The organism is Arthrobacter sp. UYCu511, from assembly GCF_040547105.1.
Lineage (GTDB): Bacteria > Actinomycetota > Actinomycetes > Actinomycetales > Micrococcaceae > Specibacter > Specibacter psychrochitiniphilus.
Window position 1 is genome coordinate 182,682 of record NZ_JBEPPB010000001.1, and the last position, 18,636, is coordinate 201,317.

The window sequence follows — 18,636 nt, forward strand, 5'->3', positions numbered from 1 at the left end:
CACGTGAAGCAGCAGGCCCGCAAGGAAATGGCGGCCCAGCAGGTCAAGGTTGTACAGAACCACAAGCTGGCCCGCCGGGACCTGACCCGCAACAAACCCAAAGGTACGTTGATTGCCGAACGGCGTGAGGCACACCGCCGCGCCGCCATGGCAGCGGCGCGCGCTGCTCTGGCTCCGGTTGACCCCGCACGCCTGGCCACGAATGGTCTGGACGCGGCTCAGGTCCGGGAACGTCGGCTGGCTGAGCTCAGCAATGCTGTGGCGCATGAGAGCAGCCGCAGCATTTGGGCCATTGTGCGGGCCAATGTCTTCACTTTGTTCAATACGGTGTTGGGCAGCGCTCTGTTTCTCGTGTTACTGGTGGGGGACCCGCGGGATGCGTTGTTTGGGTTCATTGTGGTGGCCAATGCCGCCATCGGAGTGGTGCAGGAGTACCGGGCCAAACGCACGCTGGACAGGCTCGCCGTCCTGCACGCCCCGCGGGCTCGAGTACTCCGGGACGGGGCGGAGGTTGCCATTGCCGTAGCTGACGTGGTTCATGATGATGTGCTGTTGTTGCGCACGGGGGATCAAGTCCCGGCGGATGCCACCATCCTGGCGGCAGACGCCTTAGAAATTGATGAATCGCTGCTGACGGGGGAGGCAGATCCCGTCATCAAAATTTCTGGTGACACAGCATTGTCCGGCTCGGCTGTTGTGGCCGGGTACGCCAGTGCACGCGTCCACGGGGTGGGCGCCGAGTCCTACGCTTCGGTGTTGACCGCCGAGGCGCGGCGTTTCTCGCTGGTGAACTCTGAGATCCGCAACTCCATCAACCGCATCATCTTGTACATTGCGTGGGCCTTGATCCCTATCATTTTGCTCGTCATCAATGGTCAGATGAGTGCCCATGGTGGTTGGACCCAGGCCATAGCGTCGGGCCAATGGCGCATAGCCGTGGTCAGCGCAGTGGCAAGCATTGTGGCCATGATCCCTGAAGGGCTGGTGCTGTTGACCAGCATCTCCTTCGGCATGGCCGCCGTGAGTCTGGCCCGGCGCCAAGTGCTGGTCCAGGAGTTGCCGGCGGTGGAAGGACTGGCCCGTGTGGACATGGTGTGCCTGGACAAAACCGGGACCCTGACCGAAGGGCACATGGAACTGGCCAGCACCACTGTCTTTTCCGCCGTTCCCGGCTGGGAAAAAGTCCTGGCCTGGCAAAGTGTCCACCCCAACGCGAATGCCACGGCCCTGGCCCTTGCTGGCAGCTACCGGGACGGGCTGGCGCAGCTTCCCCTCTCCGAGGTGCACTTCAGCAGTGCCCGCAAGTTCAGCGCCGTCACCTTTGGGGCCGGCCCTGCGGCGGGAGAATGGGTGCTGGGCGCCCCGGAGGTGGTCCTGGCAGCCGGGCTCCACCGGGAGGCGTTAGCGGCCGCAGATGAAGCGTCTGGCAGTGGGCTGCGCGCTGTCATCCTTGCCCACCGGGATGTGAAGGAGCCGGCCCACCGGGAGGTACAGGAGCAGGCGGCCCATCCGGCGTCGGACGCTTCCTTCAGCCTTGCGGACCTGACGCCTGTGGCGCTGCTGGTGTTCCGTGAACGGGTCCGCCCCGATGCCGGGGCCACGCTGGAGTACTTCCGGGAGCAGGGTGTGGAGCTGAAAATCATCTCAGGAGATAACCCTCGAACGGTTGCCGCGGTGGCCCGAGATGTTGGGTTTAGCTTCGAGGGTGACGGATATGACGCACGGGAGCTCCCGGATGACGTGGATGCCATGTCCCTGGTTCTGGAGCGTGAAAGCGTCTTTGGCCGGGTCACTCCGGAGCAGAAAAAGGCCATTGTGCTGGCCCTGCAGAGCCGCGGGCACGTGGTGGCCATGACCGGCGACGGCGTCAATGACGCCCTCGCGTTGAAGCACGCCGACATTGGGATCGCCATGGGCAGCGGCGCTGCCGCCACCAAGGCCGTGTCCCGCCTAGTGCTCCTGGACGGGCAGTTCTCGCACCTTCCCTCGGTGGTTGCAGAAGGCCGGCGGGTGATTGCCAATGTGGAACGAGTGGCCAATTTGTTCCTCACGAAAACCACCTATGCGATCATCATTTCCATCACGATTGGCATCTTGATGTGGCGGTATCCTTTCCTGCCGCGCCAGCTGTCCATTGTGAGCTCCATGACCATTGGCATCCCCGCGTTCTTCCTGGCTCTACTGCCCAATGCCCGGCGCTATCAGCCTGGATTTCTCCGGCGAACACTCATGTTCGCGATTCCCTCCGGCACCATTGTGGCCGCCTGCATCATGGCCGTGTACTGGTACGCGAGTGCCTTCCCGAATCCGGCATTGAGCGGGGAACACCTGATTCGCGAGGCACAAACCGCTGCCACCATGACGGTGCTGGTGGTGGCGCTTTGGGTGTTGGGGGCGCTGGCCCGGCCCTTCGATAAATGGCGGGCATTGTTGGTGGCCGCCCTGGTGGTGGGGCTTGTGTTGATCATGGCAGTGCCGTTCGCCCGCAACTTCTTCGCCCTCGATATCCCAAGTGGTGGGCTGTTAGCGGCTACTATTGCGGTAACTGCCGCAGGATGCGTAGCTGTTGAACTGCTCTACCGTTTTTTGAAGAAGCGTGGAGCAGTTTCAGAGCGTGAGTAAGGGGTGCCTAACTGGCATCCTGTCCTGTGCGTGACAAAGATAAAAGTAGTGGCGAGAGGAGTCCATCGATGACTAATGTGGACAGCTTCGGTTCAAAAGGCGTACTTAATGTAGGCGGAACCGATTACGAGATTTTCCGACTGAACTCGGTAGAAGGCGCCAAGAGCCTTCCGTTCAGCCTCAAGGTATTGCTGGAAAACCTGCTTCGTACCGAAGACGGTGCAAACATCACAGCCGAGCACGTTCGTGCGTTGGCAGGTTGGGATCCGAACTCGGAGCCCGATACCGAAATCCAGTTCACCCCGGCCCGCGTCATCATGCAGGACTTCACAGGAGTTCCTTGCATTGTTGATTTGGCCACCATGCGTGAAGCAGTCAAGGACCTCGGCGGCGATCCCAGCCGAGTCAACCCGTTGGCTCCGGCCGAGATGGTCATTGACCACTCCGTGCAGATTGACGTCTTCGGCAACTCAGGTGCTGTTGAGCGCAACATGGACATTGAATACCAGCGCAACGGTGAGCGTTACCAGTTCCTGCGCTGGGGACAGACCGCTTTTGAAGACTTCAAGGTTGTTCCCCCGGGCATGGGTATTGTGCACCAGGTCAACATTGAGTACTTGGCCCGCACCGTGATGACCCGCGAGGTGGACGGCGTCTTGCGCGCCTACCCGGACACGCTGGTTGGCACCGACTCACACACCACCATGGTCAATGGCCTGGGTGTGCTGGGTTGGGGTGTTGGTGGCATTGAAGCCGAGGCGGCCATGTTGGGACAGCCCGTCTCCATGCTGATCCCGCGCGTTGTAGGTTTCAAGCTGACCGGTGAAATCCCGGCCGGTGCCACCGCAACTGATGTGGTTTTGACCATCACCGAGCAGCTGCGTAAGCACGGCGTTGTTGGCAAGTTCGTGGAGTTCTACGGTGAAGGTGTTGCGGCTGTGCCGTTGGCCAACCGCGCAACCATTGGCAATATGAGCCCGGAGTTCGGTTCCACGGCTGCCATGTTCCCCATTGACAGCGTCACTGTTGATTACCTGCGCCTGACCGGCCGCAGCGAAGAGCAGCTTGCTCTCGTTGAGGCTTACGCCAAGGAGCAGGGCCTCTGGCACGAGCCTTCAGTTGAGATCGCGTTCTCCGAGTACCTCGAGCTGGATTTGTCCACGGTGGTTCCCTCCATCTCTGGCCCCAAGCGCCCGCAGGACCGCATTGAGCTGACCAACGCCAAGGTTCAGTTCCGCTCGGATCTGAACAACTACGTTGCTGCTGATGCACATGCTGAAGGCAACACAGTTGATGAGTCCTTGGAAGAGTCCTTCCCAGCCTCGGACGCCCCGTCCTTCACTCACCCGGACACGCACCAGCATGACACCGAGCGCACGCTCGTTTCCGCTGCTAGCGGTGCTAACGGCCGTCAGTCCAGCCCGATTCACGTCAAGAACGAATCAGGCGTTGAATTCGAGCTGGATCACGGTGCAGTCTCAATCGCCTCGATCACCTCTTGCACCAACACCTCCAACCCTTCAGTGATGCTCGCTGCCGCCGTATTGGCTCGCAACGCCGTCAACAAGGGCCTGGTGTCCAAGCCGTGGGTGAAGACCAGCGTTGCCCCGGGCTCAAAGGTTGTCACCGACTACTACGAGAAGTCAGGTCTGGTGCCGTACCTGGAGAAGCTGGGCTTCTTCACAGTGGGCTACGGCTGCGCAACCTGCATTGGTAACTCCGGTCCGTTGGACACAGAAGTTTCGGCAGCCATTGCCGAAAACGATCTGTCCGTGACCGCTGTTCTCTCGGGTAACCGCAACTTTGAAGGCCGCATCAACCCGGACGTGAAGATGAACTACTTGGCTTCACCGCCATTGGTCATCGCGTACGCACTGGCCGGCACCATGGACTTCGACTTTGAAGCCGATGCCTTGGGTCAGGACGCCGAGGGCAATGATGTCTTCCTGAAGGACATCTGGCCCAACCCGGTTGAGGTCCAGGAAGTCATGGATGCCTCCATTGACCGTGAGATGTTCACGAACTCCTACGCCACCATCTTCGACGGTGACGATCGCTGGAAGGCCCTGGAAACTCCTGAAGGCAACGTCTTCGAATGGGATCCCAAGTCAACCTACGTTCGCAAGCCACCGTACTTTGATGGCATGAAGGCGCAAGCTGATCCGGTAGAAGATATCACCGGGGCACGCGTGTTGCTCAAGCTGGGCGATTCCGTCACCACGGACCACATCAGCCCCGCAGGTTCCTTCAAGTCCGAGACCCCGGCTGGCCAGTACCTGTTGGCCAACGGGGTGGACCGCAAGGACTTCAACTCCTACGGTTCACGCCGTGGCAACCATGAGGTCATGATCCGCGGTACCTTCGCGAACATCCGTATCCGCAACCAGATCCTGGACAACGTTGAGGGTGGCTTTACCCGCGACTTTACCCAGGCTGATGGCCCGCAGGCTTACGTCTACGATGCCTCCGTCAACTACCAGGCCGCCGGCACACCGCTGGTTGTTCTGGCTGGTAAGGAATACGGCTCCGGGTCCTCACGTGACTGGGCAGCCAAGGGCACCGCGCTCTTGGGCGTCAAGGCTGTTGTTGCCGAGAGCTACGAGCGCATCCACCGCTCCAACCTCATTGGCATGGGTGTCCTGCCGTTGCAGTACCCGGCCGGGCAGAACGCTGCTTCCCTGGGCCTGAACGGTACGGAAACCTTCTCCGTAGCAGGCGTGACGGAGCTGAACAACGGCACCACGCCTAAGACGCTCAAGGTCACTGCTGTGAGCGAAGACGGCATCACCGTAAGCTTCGATGCCGTATTGCGGATCGACACTCCCGGTGAAGCAGACTACTACCGCAATGGTGGAATTTTGCAGTACGTGCTGCGCCAGATCACGGCAAGCTAGTAAGAGTGAGCAGTTGGTACTAAGGATTAATTGGTACTTACAGTGAGCTAGCGTTCAAGGGGCGGGCAGCCGGGAAACCGGAGGCCCGCCCCTTCGTGTTTTTGGCTTTCAATCAGATCATTTCGGTGCAGAATATAGTGTCGGGAACATTCATCCCGTAGTTCGTCCGGGCCACGCACACGTAAACCAGTCAGACGCGATATTGTTAGATGTTATCTGTGCACCGAGGAGGTACCCATGGGACTTTTAGAAACCATCACGCATCCGCGTGACCTGAGCCGGCTCAGTGAGCATCAAATGGAGGAGCTGGCCCAGGAGATCCGGGGCTTCCTCATTGCAAACGTGTCCCAAACAGGCGGCCATCTTGGCCCCAACTTGGGTGTTGTTGAGCTGACCCTTGCCATCCACAGGATCTTCGATTCACCCCGTGACAGCATTATTTTTGACACGGGCCACCAGTCGTATGTGCATAAACTACTGACGGGTCGGCAGAATTTCTCCACCTTGCGCCAGCAGGGCGGGCTGTCCGGGTATCCGGACCGGGGCGAATCTGAGCATGACATCGTAGAAAGCTCCCACGCCTCCTCATCCTTGTCCTGGGCCGATGGAATTGCCCGGGCCCACCAGCTCAAGGGTGAAAACGATCGCTACGTAGTGGCCGTCATTGGTGACGGGGCACTCACAGGCGGCATGACCTGGGAAGCCATTAACAACATTGCCGCAGATAAGGACCGCAAGGTTGTCATAGTGGTCAATGACAACGGCCGCTCCTATGCGCCCACCGTTGGCGGGGTCGCCGATTACCTGGCCTCACTTCGCCCCGCCATTGACCAGGTGCGTACCCACAAGAAGTATGAAGCGTCCATGGACTGGGGTAAGAAGCGTTTGCAGGACGGCAACGCTGCCGGCCGTTTCGTTTACAAGAGCCTGCACGCTGCCAAAAAAGGCGTCAAGGATTGGTGGGCCCCTCAGGGCCTCTTCGATGATCTCGGCATGAAGTATGTGGGTCCGGTGGATGGCCACGATGAAAAAGCCATGGAAGCTGCGCTGCAGCTGGCCAAGAACTATGCAGGGCCCGTCATTGTGCACGCCTTCACGGAGAAGGGCCGCGGCTACGCACCGGCCCGTGCCGATGTCAACGATCAATTCCACGCCGTGGGCGTCATCAATCCGGAAACAGGGGCCTCTGTAGAGCAATCCAGTGGAAAGTCCTGGACGGGTGTGTTTGGCGAGGAAATCACCAAGATCGCCGAGGAACGCGAAGACATTGTGGCCATAACAGGCGCCATGCTGCTCCCCGTTGGCTTCGCCGCGTTAGCTGCAAAGTTTCCCGAACGTGTCATCGATGTTGGTATCGCAGAACAACATGCACTGACCATGGCCGCCGGCATGGCCTTTGGTGGACTGCACCCGGTGGTAGCCATTTACGCCACGTTCTTGAACCGGGCCTTTGACCAGCTCCTGATGGACGTTGCCCTGCACAAGGCCGGTGTCACAATTGTGCTGGACCGGGCCGGTGTCACAGGCCCTGACGGTCCCAGTCACCATGGCATGTGGGATTTGTCCATGCTGCAGATAGTGCCAGGTCTCCACCTTGCCGCCCCCCGGGATGCGCAACGTCTCCGGGAAGAACTTCGTGAGGCGGTAGCCATTTCGGATGCACCCAGCGTGGTGCGTTATTCCAAGGGTAAGGTGGGCCCGGAAGTTGCGGCCATTGAGCGTTTGTACGACGGCGTTGATGTCCTGTCCCGCTCACAACACGAGATGCCAGGTGCCGCCAAAGAACCCCAGGCAGATGTCCTGATAGTCAGTGTTGGCTCTATGAGCGAACTCTCCCTTGATGTCGCCGCACGGATTGGTGCCCAAGGAATTAGCTCCACTGTGGTTGATCCACGCTGGGTTCTGCCCGTGCCGCGCTCCATTGTGCAGCTGGCCTCACAGCACAGAATAGTCATTGTGGTTGAAGACGGGGTCCGTGCTGGTGGTGTCGGTTCCCGCATCCGCCAAGAATTACGTGCCGCAGGGATAGACACCGCCCTGAATGAGGTGGGTCTGCCGGTGGAATTTTTGGCACACGGTTCGCGCGAGCAAGTCCTAGAACGTGTGGGACTGACGGCACAGCGGGTGGCCCAGGACGTCGTCGAACAGGTCCTTGGCACGAAGGTGCCCTTTGCGCGGCCGCTGCCCGGTGAAGTTGCTCCCCGCACGGGACAGATGCCGATCCTGTGACGGAAGCCTTTCACACTACGCTCCAGGGCCCGGATGTACCCGTGCCTGGGGACTTAGTGGTTGCCCGTAACCGCAAATATGACGGCACAGCCCACTGGGTTGTCCCGGGACGCCACCTTGGCACGGATGAGCATGGGCACTGGATTTTCCAAGGCACGCATGAATTCATTTCCCGGCCCGGTGCTGCCCTGTACACCGAATCGGATGCCATTTTTTTGATCCCGCATACCGGGGATTGGGTGGCCACCTTCTTCGATGACGGGCACCCAAACGGCGTGGAACTGTACATTGATTTGGCACTGGATCTGCAGTGGCACCGCATTCGCCCCTCCGTTATTGAGTTCCACATGATTGACATGGACCTTGACGTGGTGCGCACCAAGGGCCGCGGATTGTTTGTTGATGACCGCGACGAATTTGCCCAACACACTGTGAAGTTTTCCTATCCGCAGGAACTCTGCACACGTATGGAGACCGCCACGGGCGCACTTACGGACGCCGTGGCGGCCTGCCACGCCCCATTCGATGGCCGCGACGCGGCCTGGTTCACCCTTGGAAGGACGCTGCAACCAGCATGAGCGAGACTATGAACACCGAGCAGCACAATGAGACCATTTTGGCGGGCCTTGACCCCAACATTGTGCGTATGTACAAACGCGACGACGCCGGAACGCTGATTTTCCGTGAGGCGTGGGTTGACGCTGGGGGAGCCGAGGAGACTGACGCCGCGGAGGGTAGCGAGCACGGCGCATTCTTCGTTGTCAACCATGGCACCGTGGGTCATGTCAGCACGTCCAAGGAGGCCGCTGTGAACTCCCTGGAAGAGGCCGAAGCCATGCTCGCGGCTTTTTCCGAGCAGTGCACCGAAGACGGCTATGCTGTCCTTTCCCGTGAAGAGCAGGTGCTGGTGGTGGCGCAGTTCGCACTCAAGAGTGACAAGGTCAGTGATCGTGATAAGCACCTGGCTCACCGGGCCAAGGACGCTCTGACGCCACATTTGGCGTGGCGCGGCAGTGGTGTCTTGGAGAAGCTGGAGTTCACGGCGGCAGGGCACGGCTTGGGCAAGCTGAACATTTACATTGTGGCTCCCGACGCTGCACGCGCCGTAGCTAACATCAAGGTGTGCATCCGGGAAGAAAAGCTTGACTTCACGAAGCTGACAGTGGCCACCAGCCCCATTGATGACCTCTCGGCGCTGCGTGCCAAGCACAGCGCCACAGGAGGAACAGCCTTCTCGCTATAACCCCCACCCCGCCAGCCAACGCTCGGTTAGTTTAGGGGCGTTTATTCTGGACGCTCCCTCACCTTCTTGAGGGAGCGTCCTTTTTTGGTGCGGAAGATCAACCGAGCGTTGGCTGGGGTGTTGGGTGTTGCTTTGACTATTGTTGAAGCATGAGTGAAAATCACAGTGAATACCGCCAAGTAGGACGCTCCGGGCTGACAGTTTCCACCGTGGGCCTGGGCTGCAACAATTTGGGCCGTGGGGGAACGGTGACGCAGACGCAGGAGGGTAGTGACGCCGTCGTGCATGCAGCACTGGAGGCAGGCATAACCCATTTTGACGTAGCGGACGTCTACGGGATGACGGCCGGGCTCAGCGAAAAAATGCTCGGCAGAGCACTCGGCCGGCACCGGGGAGAGGTGGTTGTGGCCACTAAATTTGGTATGGATGCCCAGGGCGCCAACGGTTTCGGAGGGGGTGCGCGCGGTTCGCGGAAGTACATCGCGCAGGCGGTGGAAGCCTCGCTGCGGCGCTTGAACACCGACTATATCGATCTGTTTTATTACCATACCCCCGATGGACTCACCCCGATGGCTGAAACACTCTCAGCGATGGATGACCTGATCCATGCCGGAAAAGTTCGCTACATTGGCCACTCCAACCTGGCGGGTTGGCAGATCGCCGATGCCGAATACACTGCCCGTGTGGCTGGCACACAGCGTTTTGTGGCTAGTCAGAATCACTACAATCTCCTTGACCGCCGGGCAGAGCAGGAAGTGACCCCGGCCGCCGAGGCTTACGGGCTCGGTGTCATGCCCTACTTCCCGCTTGCGAATGGGCTGCTGACTGGAAAATACAAGGGCGGCGCGGTGCCGCAGGGCAGCCGGCTCTCGCACACACGCCAGCACATGGTGGCAGAGGCGGAGACGTCCCAATTCCAGGCGTTCAGCGACTTTGCGGCTGCCCGGGACCTGACGGAAGTACAGGTCGCATTCTCCTGGCTGGCAGCACAGGCATCGGTTGCCAGTGTGATTGCAGGGGCCACGAAGCCCGAGCAGGTACAGGAGAACGCGCGTGCCGCATCGTGGAAACCAACCGTGCAGGATCTCGCCGAACTCGATCTAATTTTCCCGAAAACGCCCAAGGTGGCACTCTTCTAGGGCGAATGGGGGTGTACAGCTCTAGGCGTAGCGAGTGGGCGCGACGCCTCAGCCGGGCGTCCGTGGCCTCTAGACAGAAACAGTGATCCATTCACCGTCAATGCTGGCAGCGTACCGGGGCAGCGGGGCCTTCGCCGGGCCGGAGACAACCGTGCCGTCACTTCCCTTAAAGATGCTTCCATGGCAGGGGCATTTGAAGTCCTCGCCACTGGAAGCCACTTTGCAGCCTGCATGAGTGCAGATATCGGAGTAGGCAAGGACGGTGGCCTCGTCGGGGCGGAACAGCATTACCTCCACCTCACCGGCCGTTGCCGCCGCGGAGCCGCCAACAGGCAATTCGGCAATTTTTCCCACCTCGTAGGGTGTGCCGCCCGTGGGAATCTCTTCCGGGGCCTGGCCCTTGCCCTTGGTGTTGCTGACAGAGGGTGCGCAGCCAGCAAGGGCCAGTGCGCAGGCGGCGCCGGTGACGGCAGTGGTAGCTCGCAAAGTGGAGCGGCGGGTCAGGGAAGGCTCAACAGTCATAGAGTCATTCTTTCAGGCCGCGCTGTGAGAATGCCAAACGGCCGCAGTTATCAGGTAGGGGTTCCCCGAGGGAACGGCGAATACCTCTCCGTTCGGGAGAAAACACGTCAAGTGGTTTGACAATGGTTCCTTCTTTCTAGGGACGGCTCCGGTCCCTCACCTTGGCAAGGTGAGGGACCGGAGCCGTACTGGGTAGAAGCTGTGCTGGTGAGTGAGGCAAGCAACCGGTGAGTTACACCACCGGGTGGAACGGCTTCCCGTTGACCCGCTGGGAGGCGCCCACCCGGTCTAGGTACGGGGTGATCCCGCCCAGGTGCATGGGCCAGCCAGCGCCGAGGATCATGCACAAATCTATATCCTCCGGCCCGGCCACCACGCCTTCGGCGAGCATGAGCCCGATCTCTTCGGCCAAAGCGTCCTGGGTTTTGCGCAGCAACTCGTCCCCCGAAGAAGGGGAATTGCCGAAGCTCAACAGGGCCAGGGTCTGGGCCGGGATGGCGAGAGAACCATCCTCATTCTTAACCCAGAGCGCCTTGATACCCGCATCGATCAGGGCCTGCTGGTTGGCGGAGACGTGGAAGCGGTCCCCGAAGGCGGCATGCAATGACTCCGTGACGTGCTGCGCCACCGGAATGCCCACCATGGCTAGCAGCGTGAACGGGGTCATGGGCAGTCCCATGGGCCGCAGCGCGGTATCAGCCGTGTGCGCGTCGGTACCTTCGTCGAAGGCTTTGGACACCTCAGCCATGAGGCGCAGCAGTACGCGGTTGACCACAAACGCAGCGGCGTCCTTGACCAGCACCGCACTCTTTCGCAGCGCCTTGGCGGTGGCGAACGCAGTGGCGAGGACGGCGTCGTCAGTTTTGGGTGCGCGCACAATCTCCAGCAGCGGCATGAGCGCCACGGGGTTGAAGAAATGGAAGCCCACCAGACGCTCTGGGTGCAACAGGTCCGCAGCCATGGCGGTGACGGAGAGGGAGGAGGTGTTGGTGGCCAGGATGCACTCGGGGGAGACAACCGCCTCCACCTGCGCGAATACGGCCTTCTTCACTGACAGCTCTTCGAAGACTGCCTCAATGACAAAGTCGGCGTCAAAGAAGGCTTCCTTGCTGGCGGATCCGGTCACGAGCGCCTTGGTCCGGTTTGCAGCGTCCTGGCTGATACGGCCCTTGGCGAGCAACTTATCCACCTCGCCGTGCACGTACGCCACGCCCTTGTCCACGCGCTCCTGGTCAATGTCTGTCATGACCACGGGCACCTTGAGTTGGCGGGCGAACAGCAACGCAAATTGGCCAGCCATGAGCCCGGCGCCTACCACGCCCACCTTCGTTACGGGGCGTGCCAGCTTGGGATCCGGGGCTCCAGCCGGCTTCTTGGCACGCTTTTGGACCAGGTCCAGGAACGCGTACACAGTGTCGCGGAACTGCGGGGTGCCCATGAGCTCGGCCAGCGCCGCATCCTCGGCCGCGAAGGACTCCGTCTTGGTGAAGTGCTTACCCTTCTCCAAGAGTTCAATGACCTTCGCCGGGGCCGGCGCGGCGTTGGAGGTCTTGGCTTCCACAAATGCCTTGGCACGCACGACGGCGGCATCCCACGCAGCGCTGTTCTCCTCACTCAGCGGTTCGCTCACCGCATTGGGGCGGCTGACGCTTTCGGCGCCGGCGAGCACGCGGGCAGCCCAGATCAGTGATTGTTCCAGGAAGTCCGCGGGCTCAAAGAGCGCGTCAGCAATGCCCAACTTATAAGCAGCCGGACCGCTGAGGGTGCGGTTGTTGGAGAGCGGGTTTTCCAGCATGACTGTTACGGCGTTAGACGGTCCGATCAGGCGGGGGAGCAAGTACATGCCACCCCAGCCGGGCACCAGGCCCAGGAATGCCTCAGGCAGGGCCAGCGCTCCGGCCCCGGTGGAGACGGTGCGGTAGTTAGCGTTGAGGGCAATTTCGAGCCCGCCACCCAGTGCCACGCCGTTGATGAACACGAAGCTGGGCACGCCCAACGCGTTGAGGGTGGAGTAGACGTCGTGGCCCAGCTGGGCCATCCACAGTGCCGCCTCGGGATCCTTGAGGCTCTTGACAGCGGAAAGATCAGCGCCGGCGGCCAGGAAGAACGGTTTGCCGGTGACGCCCACGCCCACAATTTCGCCGTGGGCTGCCCGCTCGCGCTGGGCTTCTAGGACGGTGCCCAGCTCCACCAGGGTGTTGGGGCCCAGTGTTGTGGGGCGGCGGTGGTCCAGTCCGTTATCGAGCGTGATCAGCGCAAAAGTGCCGGCGCTCGGTGCTCCGTCCACACCGGGCAAGGCAATGTCTTGGACAAAGGAGTGAGTCACAACCTCGTCAGGGAACAAGACGGCGAGTTTGTTGAAGTCCTGGGCGCTCATGCTGCGCTCCCTTCCGTGGTTGTTGCGGTGTCCGTACCGGTATTGAAGTGCGGGTTTTCCCAGATGACGGTGGCACCCATGCCCAAGCCGATGCACATGGTGGTGATGCCGTAGCGGACGCTGTGGTCCTCCTCGAATTGGCGGGCTAGTTGGTTCATGAGCCGGACGCCGGAGGAGGCCAGGGGGTGTCCCACCGCGATGGCGCCGCCGTAGCGGTTCACGCGCGGGTCATCATCGGCAATGCCAAAGTGATCCAAGAAGGAAAGCACCTGAACGGCGAAGGCCTCGTTGATTTCAAAGAGCCCGATGTCCTCGATGCTCAGCCCGGCCAGGCGCAGCGCCTTTTCTGTGGCAGGAACCGGGCCAATGCCCATGACTTCAGGGGCCACACCGGCAAAGGCGTAGGTGACTAGGCGCATCTTGACGGGCAGGCCCAGCTCGGCGGCAGCATCGGCAGAAGCCAAAAGCGCCGCCGTAGCGCCGTCGTTCAGGCCAGCTGCATTTCCGGCACTGACCCGGCCGTGCGCGCGGAACGGGGTACGCAAGCTGGCAAGATCTTCCACGGTGGTGCCGGGGCGCGGCGGCTCATCGGCGGTGTTCACGGTCCAGCCTGCGCCGGGCTTCATGGTGGCCACGGGCACTAGGTCGGGCGCAATGGCACCTTCGGCCAGCGCTGCGGCAAATTTCTTCTGGCTGGCCACGGCGTAAGCGTCGGTGCGTTCCTTGGTGATGGCCGGGAAGCGGTCATGCAAGTTTTCCGCCGTGTTGCCCATGTTCAGTGCGGCCGGATCCACAATGCGTTCGGACATGAAGCGCGGGTTCGGATCGGCCCCGGCACCCATCGGATGGTGCCCCATGTGCTCCACGCCGCCGGCAATGACCACGTCGTAGGCGCCAAAGCCAATGCCCGACGCCGTCGTTGTCACCGCGGTCATGGCGCCAGCGCACATCCGGTCAATGGCGAATCCCGGCACGGACTGCGGCAGGCCGGCCAACAGTGCCGCGGTGCGGCCGATCGTCAGGCCCTGGTCCCCGGTCTGAGTCGTGGCTGCGATGGCAACGTCGTCAATGCGCTCAGGGGGCAGTTGCGGATTGCGACGCATGAGTTCGCGAATGCATTTGACCACCAGGTCATCGGCGCGGGTGTTGGCATAAATGCCCTTTTCCCCGGCGCGTCCAAACGGTGTGCGGACGCCGTCAACAAAGACCACGTCCCTAATTTGCCGATTATGGCTCACGTCTATCTCCTTGGTCGCAAACAACGGATACTGCCCAGCCTAAACGTCAGGACAGCGGTTGTGGTGCACATCATGTTACTCGCCAGTAACTTATGCTCCAAATCGTGTGAACTTCGTCAATGCACACTCTCGTCCCGATATAGATCAGCAACGCTATCCCAGCAATGGGGCTTAAACGCCGAACGCTATCGCAGTTCAGTGCGATAGCGTTCGCGAAAATCCAACCATTGGTGGGATAGCGTCGGGGTTGGGCGGGGAGGGGGCTGGGCTAGGGCTGCTCGTCGTCGTGCTTGGGCTTTTTTAGCTCCAGCGGCTCAGGATGCAAGAAGGCATTGCTGAGCATGCTCGCCGTTGTCGCAATCTGCCAGGGCCGGGCGCCAAGGTCTGCCAGCGCCTCAGACACGGACGCAACAGTGATCTGTGCGGGGGGACGCCAGCACACGCGGCGGAGGTGGTCCGGGGTGAGAATGTTCTCGGCCGGTATGTTCATGGCCTCGGAGATCTCAGCCATGCGGTTGCGGGCCGTAGCAAAGCGCGCTGCCGCTTCGGGGTCGCGTTCTGCCCACACGCGCGGCGGTGGCGGGGTGTTGTTGGAGACCTGAAGCGGGGGCAGGTCGGTGCTGTTTTTGGCACTCTGAATCGCGTGGAGCCACTTGGGTGCGTCGCGCTTGGCGGAGCGGCCATGGAACCCGGCGAGGGCCAGCAGCGCGGGAACGGTGGCAGGCATACCCTTCGCTGCGGCGATGATGGCCGAATCCGGGATGAGGCGGCCCGGTGCGATGTCGCGGTGCTCAGCCAGTTTCTCACGGGTTTGCCACAATTCGCGGACCGCAGCGAGTTGCACCCGGCTGCGTACGGTGTGTGATCCCGAAGTACGCCGCCAGGGATCCACCCGTGGTTCGGGCACTCCGGCGTCGAGGAGGTGCTGGAATTCCTGGGCGGCAAAGTCTAGTTTGCCACCTTCTTCCAGTAGTGTTTGGAGTTCCTCTTCCAGATCTACCAGGACTTCCACATCCAGTGCGGCGTAGCGTAGCCACGGCTCGGGAAGGGGACGGGTGGACCAGTCTGCGGCGGAGTGCTCCTTGGCCAGGTGGAAACCCAGGAGTGATTCAACCACGGCACCGAGCCCCACGCGGGGTAGTCCGGCGATCCGGGCTGCCAGTTCCGTGTCAAATAACTTATCTGGCCACATGCCCACTCCCGCCAGGCAGGGCAGGTCTTGACTGGCTGCGTGCAGAATCCATTCCACGCCGCGCAGTGCCTCGTCGATGACCTTCAGATCAGGGAAAGCTTCCGGATCAATGAGCCAAGTACCGGCGCCTTCGCGGCGGATCTGCACGAGCATGGCTCGTTGGCCGTAGCGGAATCCGGAGGCGCGCTCGGTGTCCACGGCGGCGGGTCCGGTACCGCCTGCCAAGGCTGCTGCGCACCGGCGTAGGGCAGGTTCTGTTTCCACAACGGCGGGAATGCCGTCCCGGGGCATGTCCAGATTCACCAGCTCAGGGAGTTCGCCCAGTTCAACCTGCACGCCGTCAATTAGCACAGAGGTGAGAAGTTCTGGTGCCAGATCGGTACTTATCCCGGTGGCTGCGCCGCCGGTGGAAGCGTTCTGGTGCGTTGGTGCGATGGCGCCGCGGCTGTGATGTGTTGTGGACATTTTGGCCCTGGCGCGGCTGTGTGCGTTTGAATCTGCATTGGTCATGATGGCCTTAGTCTACCGAATGGAGACCCGGAGCGTCCGATCGGCCCGGATTAAAGGGTTATTGCTTCCGTCCGAACCCACCAGATCACCCTTGCGAACAACCCGCAGCGCCCAGGTGGAGCTGGTGGCTGTGTATATGCGTATGGGAGCAGATGAGTTTGCCTTAGCGATCAGGCCGGTTCTGCCGCGGTGCCAGCAGCGTGACGCCGTCTGGCACCGGTGGTACACCCGCGAAGGTGCATAGGATGTTGGCCCACGCCTCAAGATGCTCTTTCATGGAGGTTCCAACCGGCGTCCAGGAGGCTCGCAGTTCAAGGTCTATCGCGTCGGGGCGCGTGGCCAAGGTGCCGTAGCTTTCGGACAGGATGCGGGTGGCTGTCCCGCCCACATGGGTGTAGGTGACACCTTGTTCCTCCAATGCCTCCACCAACCAAGCCCACGCCACGTTACCGAGCAAGGAGTCGTTGCCCATCTCGGATTCCAGCTGCGCACGGATATAGGTCACAACCCTGAATGTGCCGCCCCACAGATCAGAGCCGTTCGGGTCATGGAGGAGAATGAACCGTCCCTTAGCGAGTTCTTCGTTATTGCAGAGAATTTCTGCGCCCAAAGCTACTCCGAACGGGGCCAGCCTGGCCGGGGCAGGAACCTCGGCGAGTTTTAGTTCGCTGCGATACCGGGCAGCACGCAACGAGGTCAATGCGCTCAGAAACTCTGGCGGCAGTGCTGGAGAGGGGCTCACACACGAACATTATGATGCGCTCGTCACAAAGTTCCGCAGGCGCGCCGGAACCGGTCTCATTAACCGGGCCCGCCGCTACCTGGCGCGCACTATGGAACAGCGCCGCTTTAGGCCTGTGGCACAAGCTGCAGGGCAGCTGCGAGTGCTGCGGTGAAGGCGTCAACGTCCTGCTCAGACGTATCAAAGGAACACATCCAGCGCACCTCCCGGGCGCTCTCATCCCAGTCGTAGAAGCGGAAGCTTTCCCGCAGGAGCTCTGCCACACCGGCTGGCAGAACGGCAAAGACGCCGTTTGATTGGGTTGCCTGGGTGCATGTGACGCCGGGCAGGGATTCGACGGCGGTGCGCAGGCGCGCGGCCATTGCATTGGCATGTGTGGCCGAGCGGAGCCATAAATCGTCCGCCAGCATGGCCAGGAATTGTGCCGAGATGAAGCGCATCTTGGAGGAGAGCTGCATATCCATTTTGCGCAGGTAGATCAGCCCATCGCACGCCGACGGGTTCAACGCCACTACCACTTCGCCGTACAGCATGCCGTTTTTGGTCCCGCCAAAGGAGAGCACATCAACGCCAGCGTCCGAGGTGAATTCACGCAGCGGCACGCCTAGGAAGGCGGCTGCATTGGCAAGCCGGGCACCGTCCATGTGCACCTTCATGCCCAGCGAATGTGCATGATCACAAATGGCGCGCACCTCGGCCGGGGTGTAGCAGGTGCCCAGTTCAGTGGTCTGGGTGATGGAGACGGCCAACGGCTGGGCGCGGTGCTCATCGCCAAAGCCCCAGGCTTCCTTATCGATCAGCTCCGGCGTCAGCTTCCCGTCCGGTGTGGGAACAGAGAGCAGCTTCATGCCGCCCACCCGCTCCGGGGCACCGTTTTCATCCATGTTGATGTGGGCGGTGGAAGCACACACCACAGCACCCCACCGCGGCAGCAGTGACGAGAGTCCCACCACGTTGGCCCCGGTGCCATTGAACACCGGGAACACCTCAACCTCACGGCCAAATAGTGCGGTCATCTGCCTCTGAAGTTCGGCCGTGTACACGTCCCCGCCGTAAGCCACCTGGTGGCCGCCATTGGCGCCAGTCAGTGCCGCCAGCACCTCGGGGTGAAATCCCGAATAATTATCCGAGGCGAAGCCCTTCAGGTCTCTCTGGTGCAGCGGGGTGGATTCCTTGCCAATGCTCACTATGTGCCTTTTCTCTTATGAATGTGGTGCCAAGACCAACCGGGCACCATTGATGTCCGCGGCCGGCGTGGTGAAAAGTCCCGCAACAGTTTGACCCAGCTGGTCCACATCTGTGAAACCGGGGAACGTTCGTTCAGGGGAGCGCGCGCGCATAGTGGCATCCACCAGGGCCTTCACCACCAGCACGACGGCGGCCGCGGCACCTTCCGCCGGAACCGCACCTTCCGCCGGAGGGGCAGCGAATCCGGCGGCCACGGAACGCACCCACGTTTCAGCTGCTGCCTTCACCGCCGCGTAGTTGGCGTCACCGGCGGAGGGGTTGGTGACGGTGGTGGAGGAGACTATTGCCAGCCGGCCCACGGGTGAGGCAGCGAGGTCGTCATAAAAGGCCTTGCTGGTATTCCGTAACGTGGTCAGGACCGTTGTGTGCAGGAAGTCCCAGTCGCTATCGCTTTGGCCAGTGATTCCCGTGCCGCCGCGCCACCCGCCAACCAGGTGGATCAGGCCGTCAATGCGGCCATAGCCGGTTCGAAGATCGGCCGCCAGCTCGGCCACGTCCTCTGGGTCAGCCAAGTTGCACACGAGAGGGACTGCGCCCTCGGTGAGTTTGGCGGCGGCACTGATGCGTTCGGCGTCGGACCCTACAGTGAGCACACGCATGCCAGCGCCGAGGAGGGCGCCGGCTACAGCAATTCCGGCGGCACTGCTGCCACCGGCGATCAAAACGAGGGGACTGTTCAT

At 61.4% G+C, this 18,636-nt stretch carries 13 protein-coding genes; 6 read left to right on the forward strand and 7 right to left on the reverse strand.

Translation table 11 applies throughout. The features are described from left to right. The first annotated feature begins 3 nt into the window (after positions 1-3). The 6 genes from ABIB48_RS00800 (at position 4) to ABIB48_RS00825 (ending at position 10,127) form a co-directional block, all read left to right on the forward strand. Entirely contained in the window at positions 4-2,622 is a 2,619-nt protein-coding gene (locus ABIB48_RS00800; RefSeq protein ID WP_354211389.1) for an HAD-IC family P-type ATPase, read from the forward strand. Positions 2,623-2,690: 68 nt separating this feature from the next. Further along, positions 2,691-5,516, forward strand: coding sequence for an aconitate hydratase (locus tag ABIB48_RS00805; protein ID WP_354211391.1), 2,826 nt, complete (start codon positions 2,691-2,693; stop codon positions 5,514-5,516). Positions 5,517-5,753: 237 nt separating this feature from the next. After that, positions 5,754-7,745 (forward strand): 1-deoxy-D-xylulose-5-phosphate synthase, encoded by a 1,992-nt coding sequence (dxs, locus tag ABIB48_RS00810; RefSeq protein ID WP_315915087.1) that lies wholly within the window; start codon positions 5,754-5,756, stop codon positions 7,743-7,745. Next, positions 7,742-8,323 (forward strand): DUF402 domain-containing protein, encoded by a 582-nt coding sequence (locus ABIB48_RS00815; protein ID WP_315915089.1) that lies wholly within the window; start codon positions 7,742-7,744, stop codon positions 8,321-8,323. The genes dxs and ABIB48_RS00815 overlap by 4 nt, the downstream gene beginning before the upstream one ends. Next, positions 8,320-8,988, forward strand: a complete 669-nt coding sequence (locus ABIB48_RS00820; RefSeq protein WP_354211394.1) for a hypothetical protein — start codon at positions 8,320-8,322, stop codon at positions 8,986-8,988. The genes ABIB48_RS00815 and ABIB48_RS00820 overlap by 4 nt, the downstream gene beginning before the upstream one ends. A 149-nt stretch (positions 8,989-9,137) precedes the next feature. Further along, the gene (locus ABIB48_RS00825; RefSeq protein WP_354211396.1) at positions 9,138-10,127 is read left to right on the forward strand and encodes an aldo/keto reductase; all 990 of its coding nucleotides are present in this window, start codon (positions 9,138-9,140) and stop codon (positions 10,125-10,127) included. A gap of 69 nt (positions 10,128-10,196) precedes the next feature. Here ABIB48_RS00825 and ABIB48_RS00830 read toward each other — a convergent pair whose 3' ends face one another. The 7 genes from ABIB48_RS00830 to ABIB48_RS00860 form a co-directional block, all read right to left on the reverse strand. After that, on the reverse strand, positions 10,197-10,649 hold the full coding sequence (locus ABIB48_RS00830) for a Rieske (2Fe-2S) protein (protein WP_354211398.1): 453 nt from the start codon (positions 10,647-10,649) through the stop codon (positions 10,197-10,199). 232 nt (positions 10,650-10,881) lie between these two features. Continuing rightward, positions 10,882-13,026 (reverse strand): 3-hydroxyacyl-CoA dehydrogenase NAD-binding domain-containing protein, encoded by a 2,145-nt coding sequence (locus tag ABIB48_RS00835; RefSeq protein WP_354211400.1) that lies wholly within the window; start codon positions 13,024-13,026, stop codon positions 10,882-10,884. Further along, positions 13,023-14,264, reverse strand: coding sequence for a thiolase family protein (locus tag ABIB48_RS00840; protein ID WP_354211402.1), 1,242 nt, complete (start codon positions 14,262-14,264; stop codon positions 13,023-13,025). Before ABIB48_RS00840 ends, ABIB48_RS00835 begins: the two co-directional genes overlap by 4 nt. A gap of 268 nt (positions 14,265-14,532) precedes the next feature. Next, on the reverse strand, positions 14,533-15,891 hold the full coding sequence (locus ABIB48_RS00845) for an HRDC domain-containing protein (protein WP_502914093.1): 1,359 nt from the start codon (positions 15,889-15,891) through the stop codon (positions 14,533-14,535). Positions 15,892-16,129: 238 nt separating this feature from the next. Beyond that, positions 16,130-16,708 carry a DUF3000 domain-containing protein gene (locus ABIB48_RS00850; RefSeq protein WP_315915096.1) on the reverse strand — a complete coding sequence of 193 codons (579 nt, stop codon included), beginning with the start codon at positions 16,706-16,708 and terminating at the stop codon, positions 16,130-16,132. 107 nt (positions 16,709-16,815) lie between these two features. Further along, complete coding sequence (locus ABIB48_RS00855) at positions 16,816-17,895, reverse strand: threonine aldolase family protein (RefSeq protein ID WP_354211407.1); 1,080 nt, start codon at positions 17,893-17,895, stop codon at positions 16,816-16,818. Between the two features lie 15 nt (positions 17,896-17,910). After that, complete coding sequence (locus ABIB48_RS00860; RefSeq protein WP_354211409.1) at positions 17,911-18,636, reverse strand: SDR family oxidoreductase; 726 nt, start codon at positions 18,634-18,636, stop codon at positions 17,911-17,913.

What these genes read in the sequence shown, in the direction of transcription:
- ABIB48_RS00805 (WP_354211391.1), top strand. Translation starts at nt 2,691, where the DNA reads ATGACTAATGTGGACAGCTTCGGTTCAAAAGGCGTACTTAATGTAGGC.
- ABIB48_RS00860 (WP_354211409.1), bottom strand. Translation starts at nt 18,636, where the DNA reads ATGAACAGTCCCCTCGTTTTGATCGCCGGTGGCAGCAGTGCCGCCGGA.
- dxs (WP_315915087.1), top strand. Translation starts at nt 5,754, where the DNA reads ATGGGACTTTTAGAAACCATCACGCATCCGCGTGACCTGAGCCGGCTC.
- ABIB48_RS00835 (WP_354211400.1), bottom strand. Translation starts at nt 13,026, where the DNA reads ATGAGCGCCCAGGACTTCAACAAACTCGCCGTCTTGTTCCCTGACGAG.
- ABIB48_RS00825 (WP_354211396.1), top strand. Translation starts at nt 9,138, where the DNA reads ATGAGTGAAAATCACAGTGAATACCGCCAAGTAGGACGCTCCGGGCTG.
- ABIB48_RS00830 (WP_354211398.1), bottom strand. Translation starts at nt 10,649, where the DNA reads ATGACTGTTGAGCCTTCCCTGACCCGCCGCTCCACTTTGCGAGCTACC.
- ABIB48_RS00820 (WP_354211394.1), top strand. Translation starts at nt 8,320, where the DNA reads ATGAGCGAGACTATGAACACCGAGCAGCACAATGAGACCATTTTGGCG.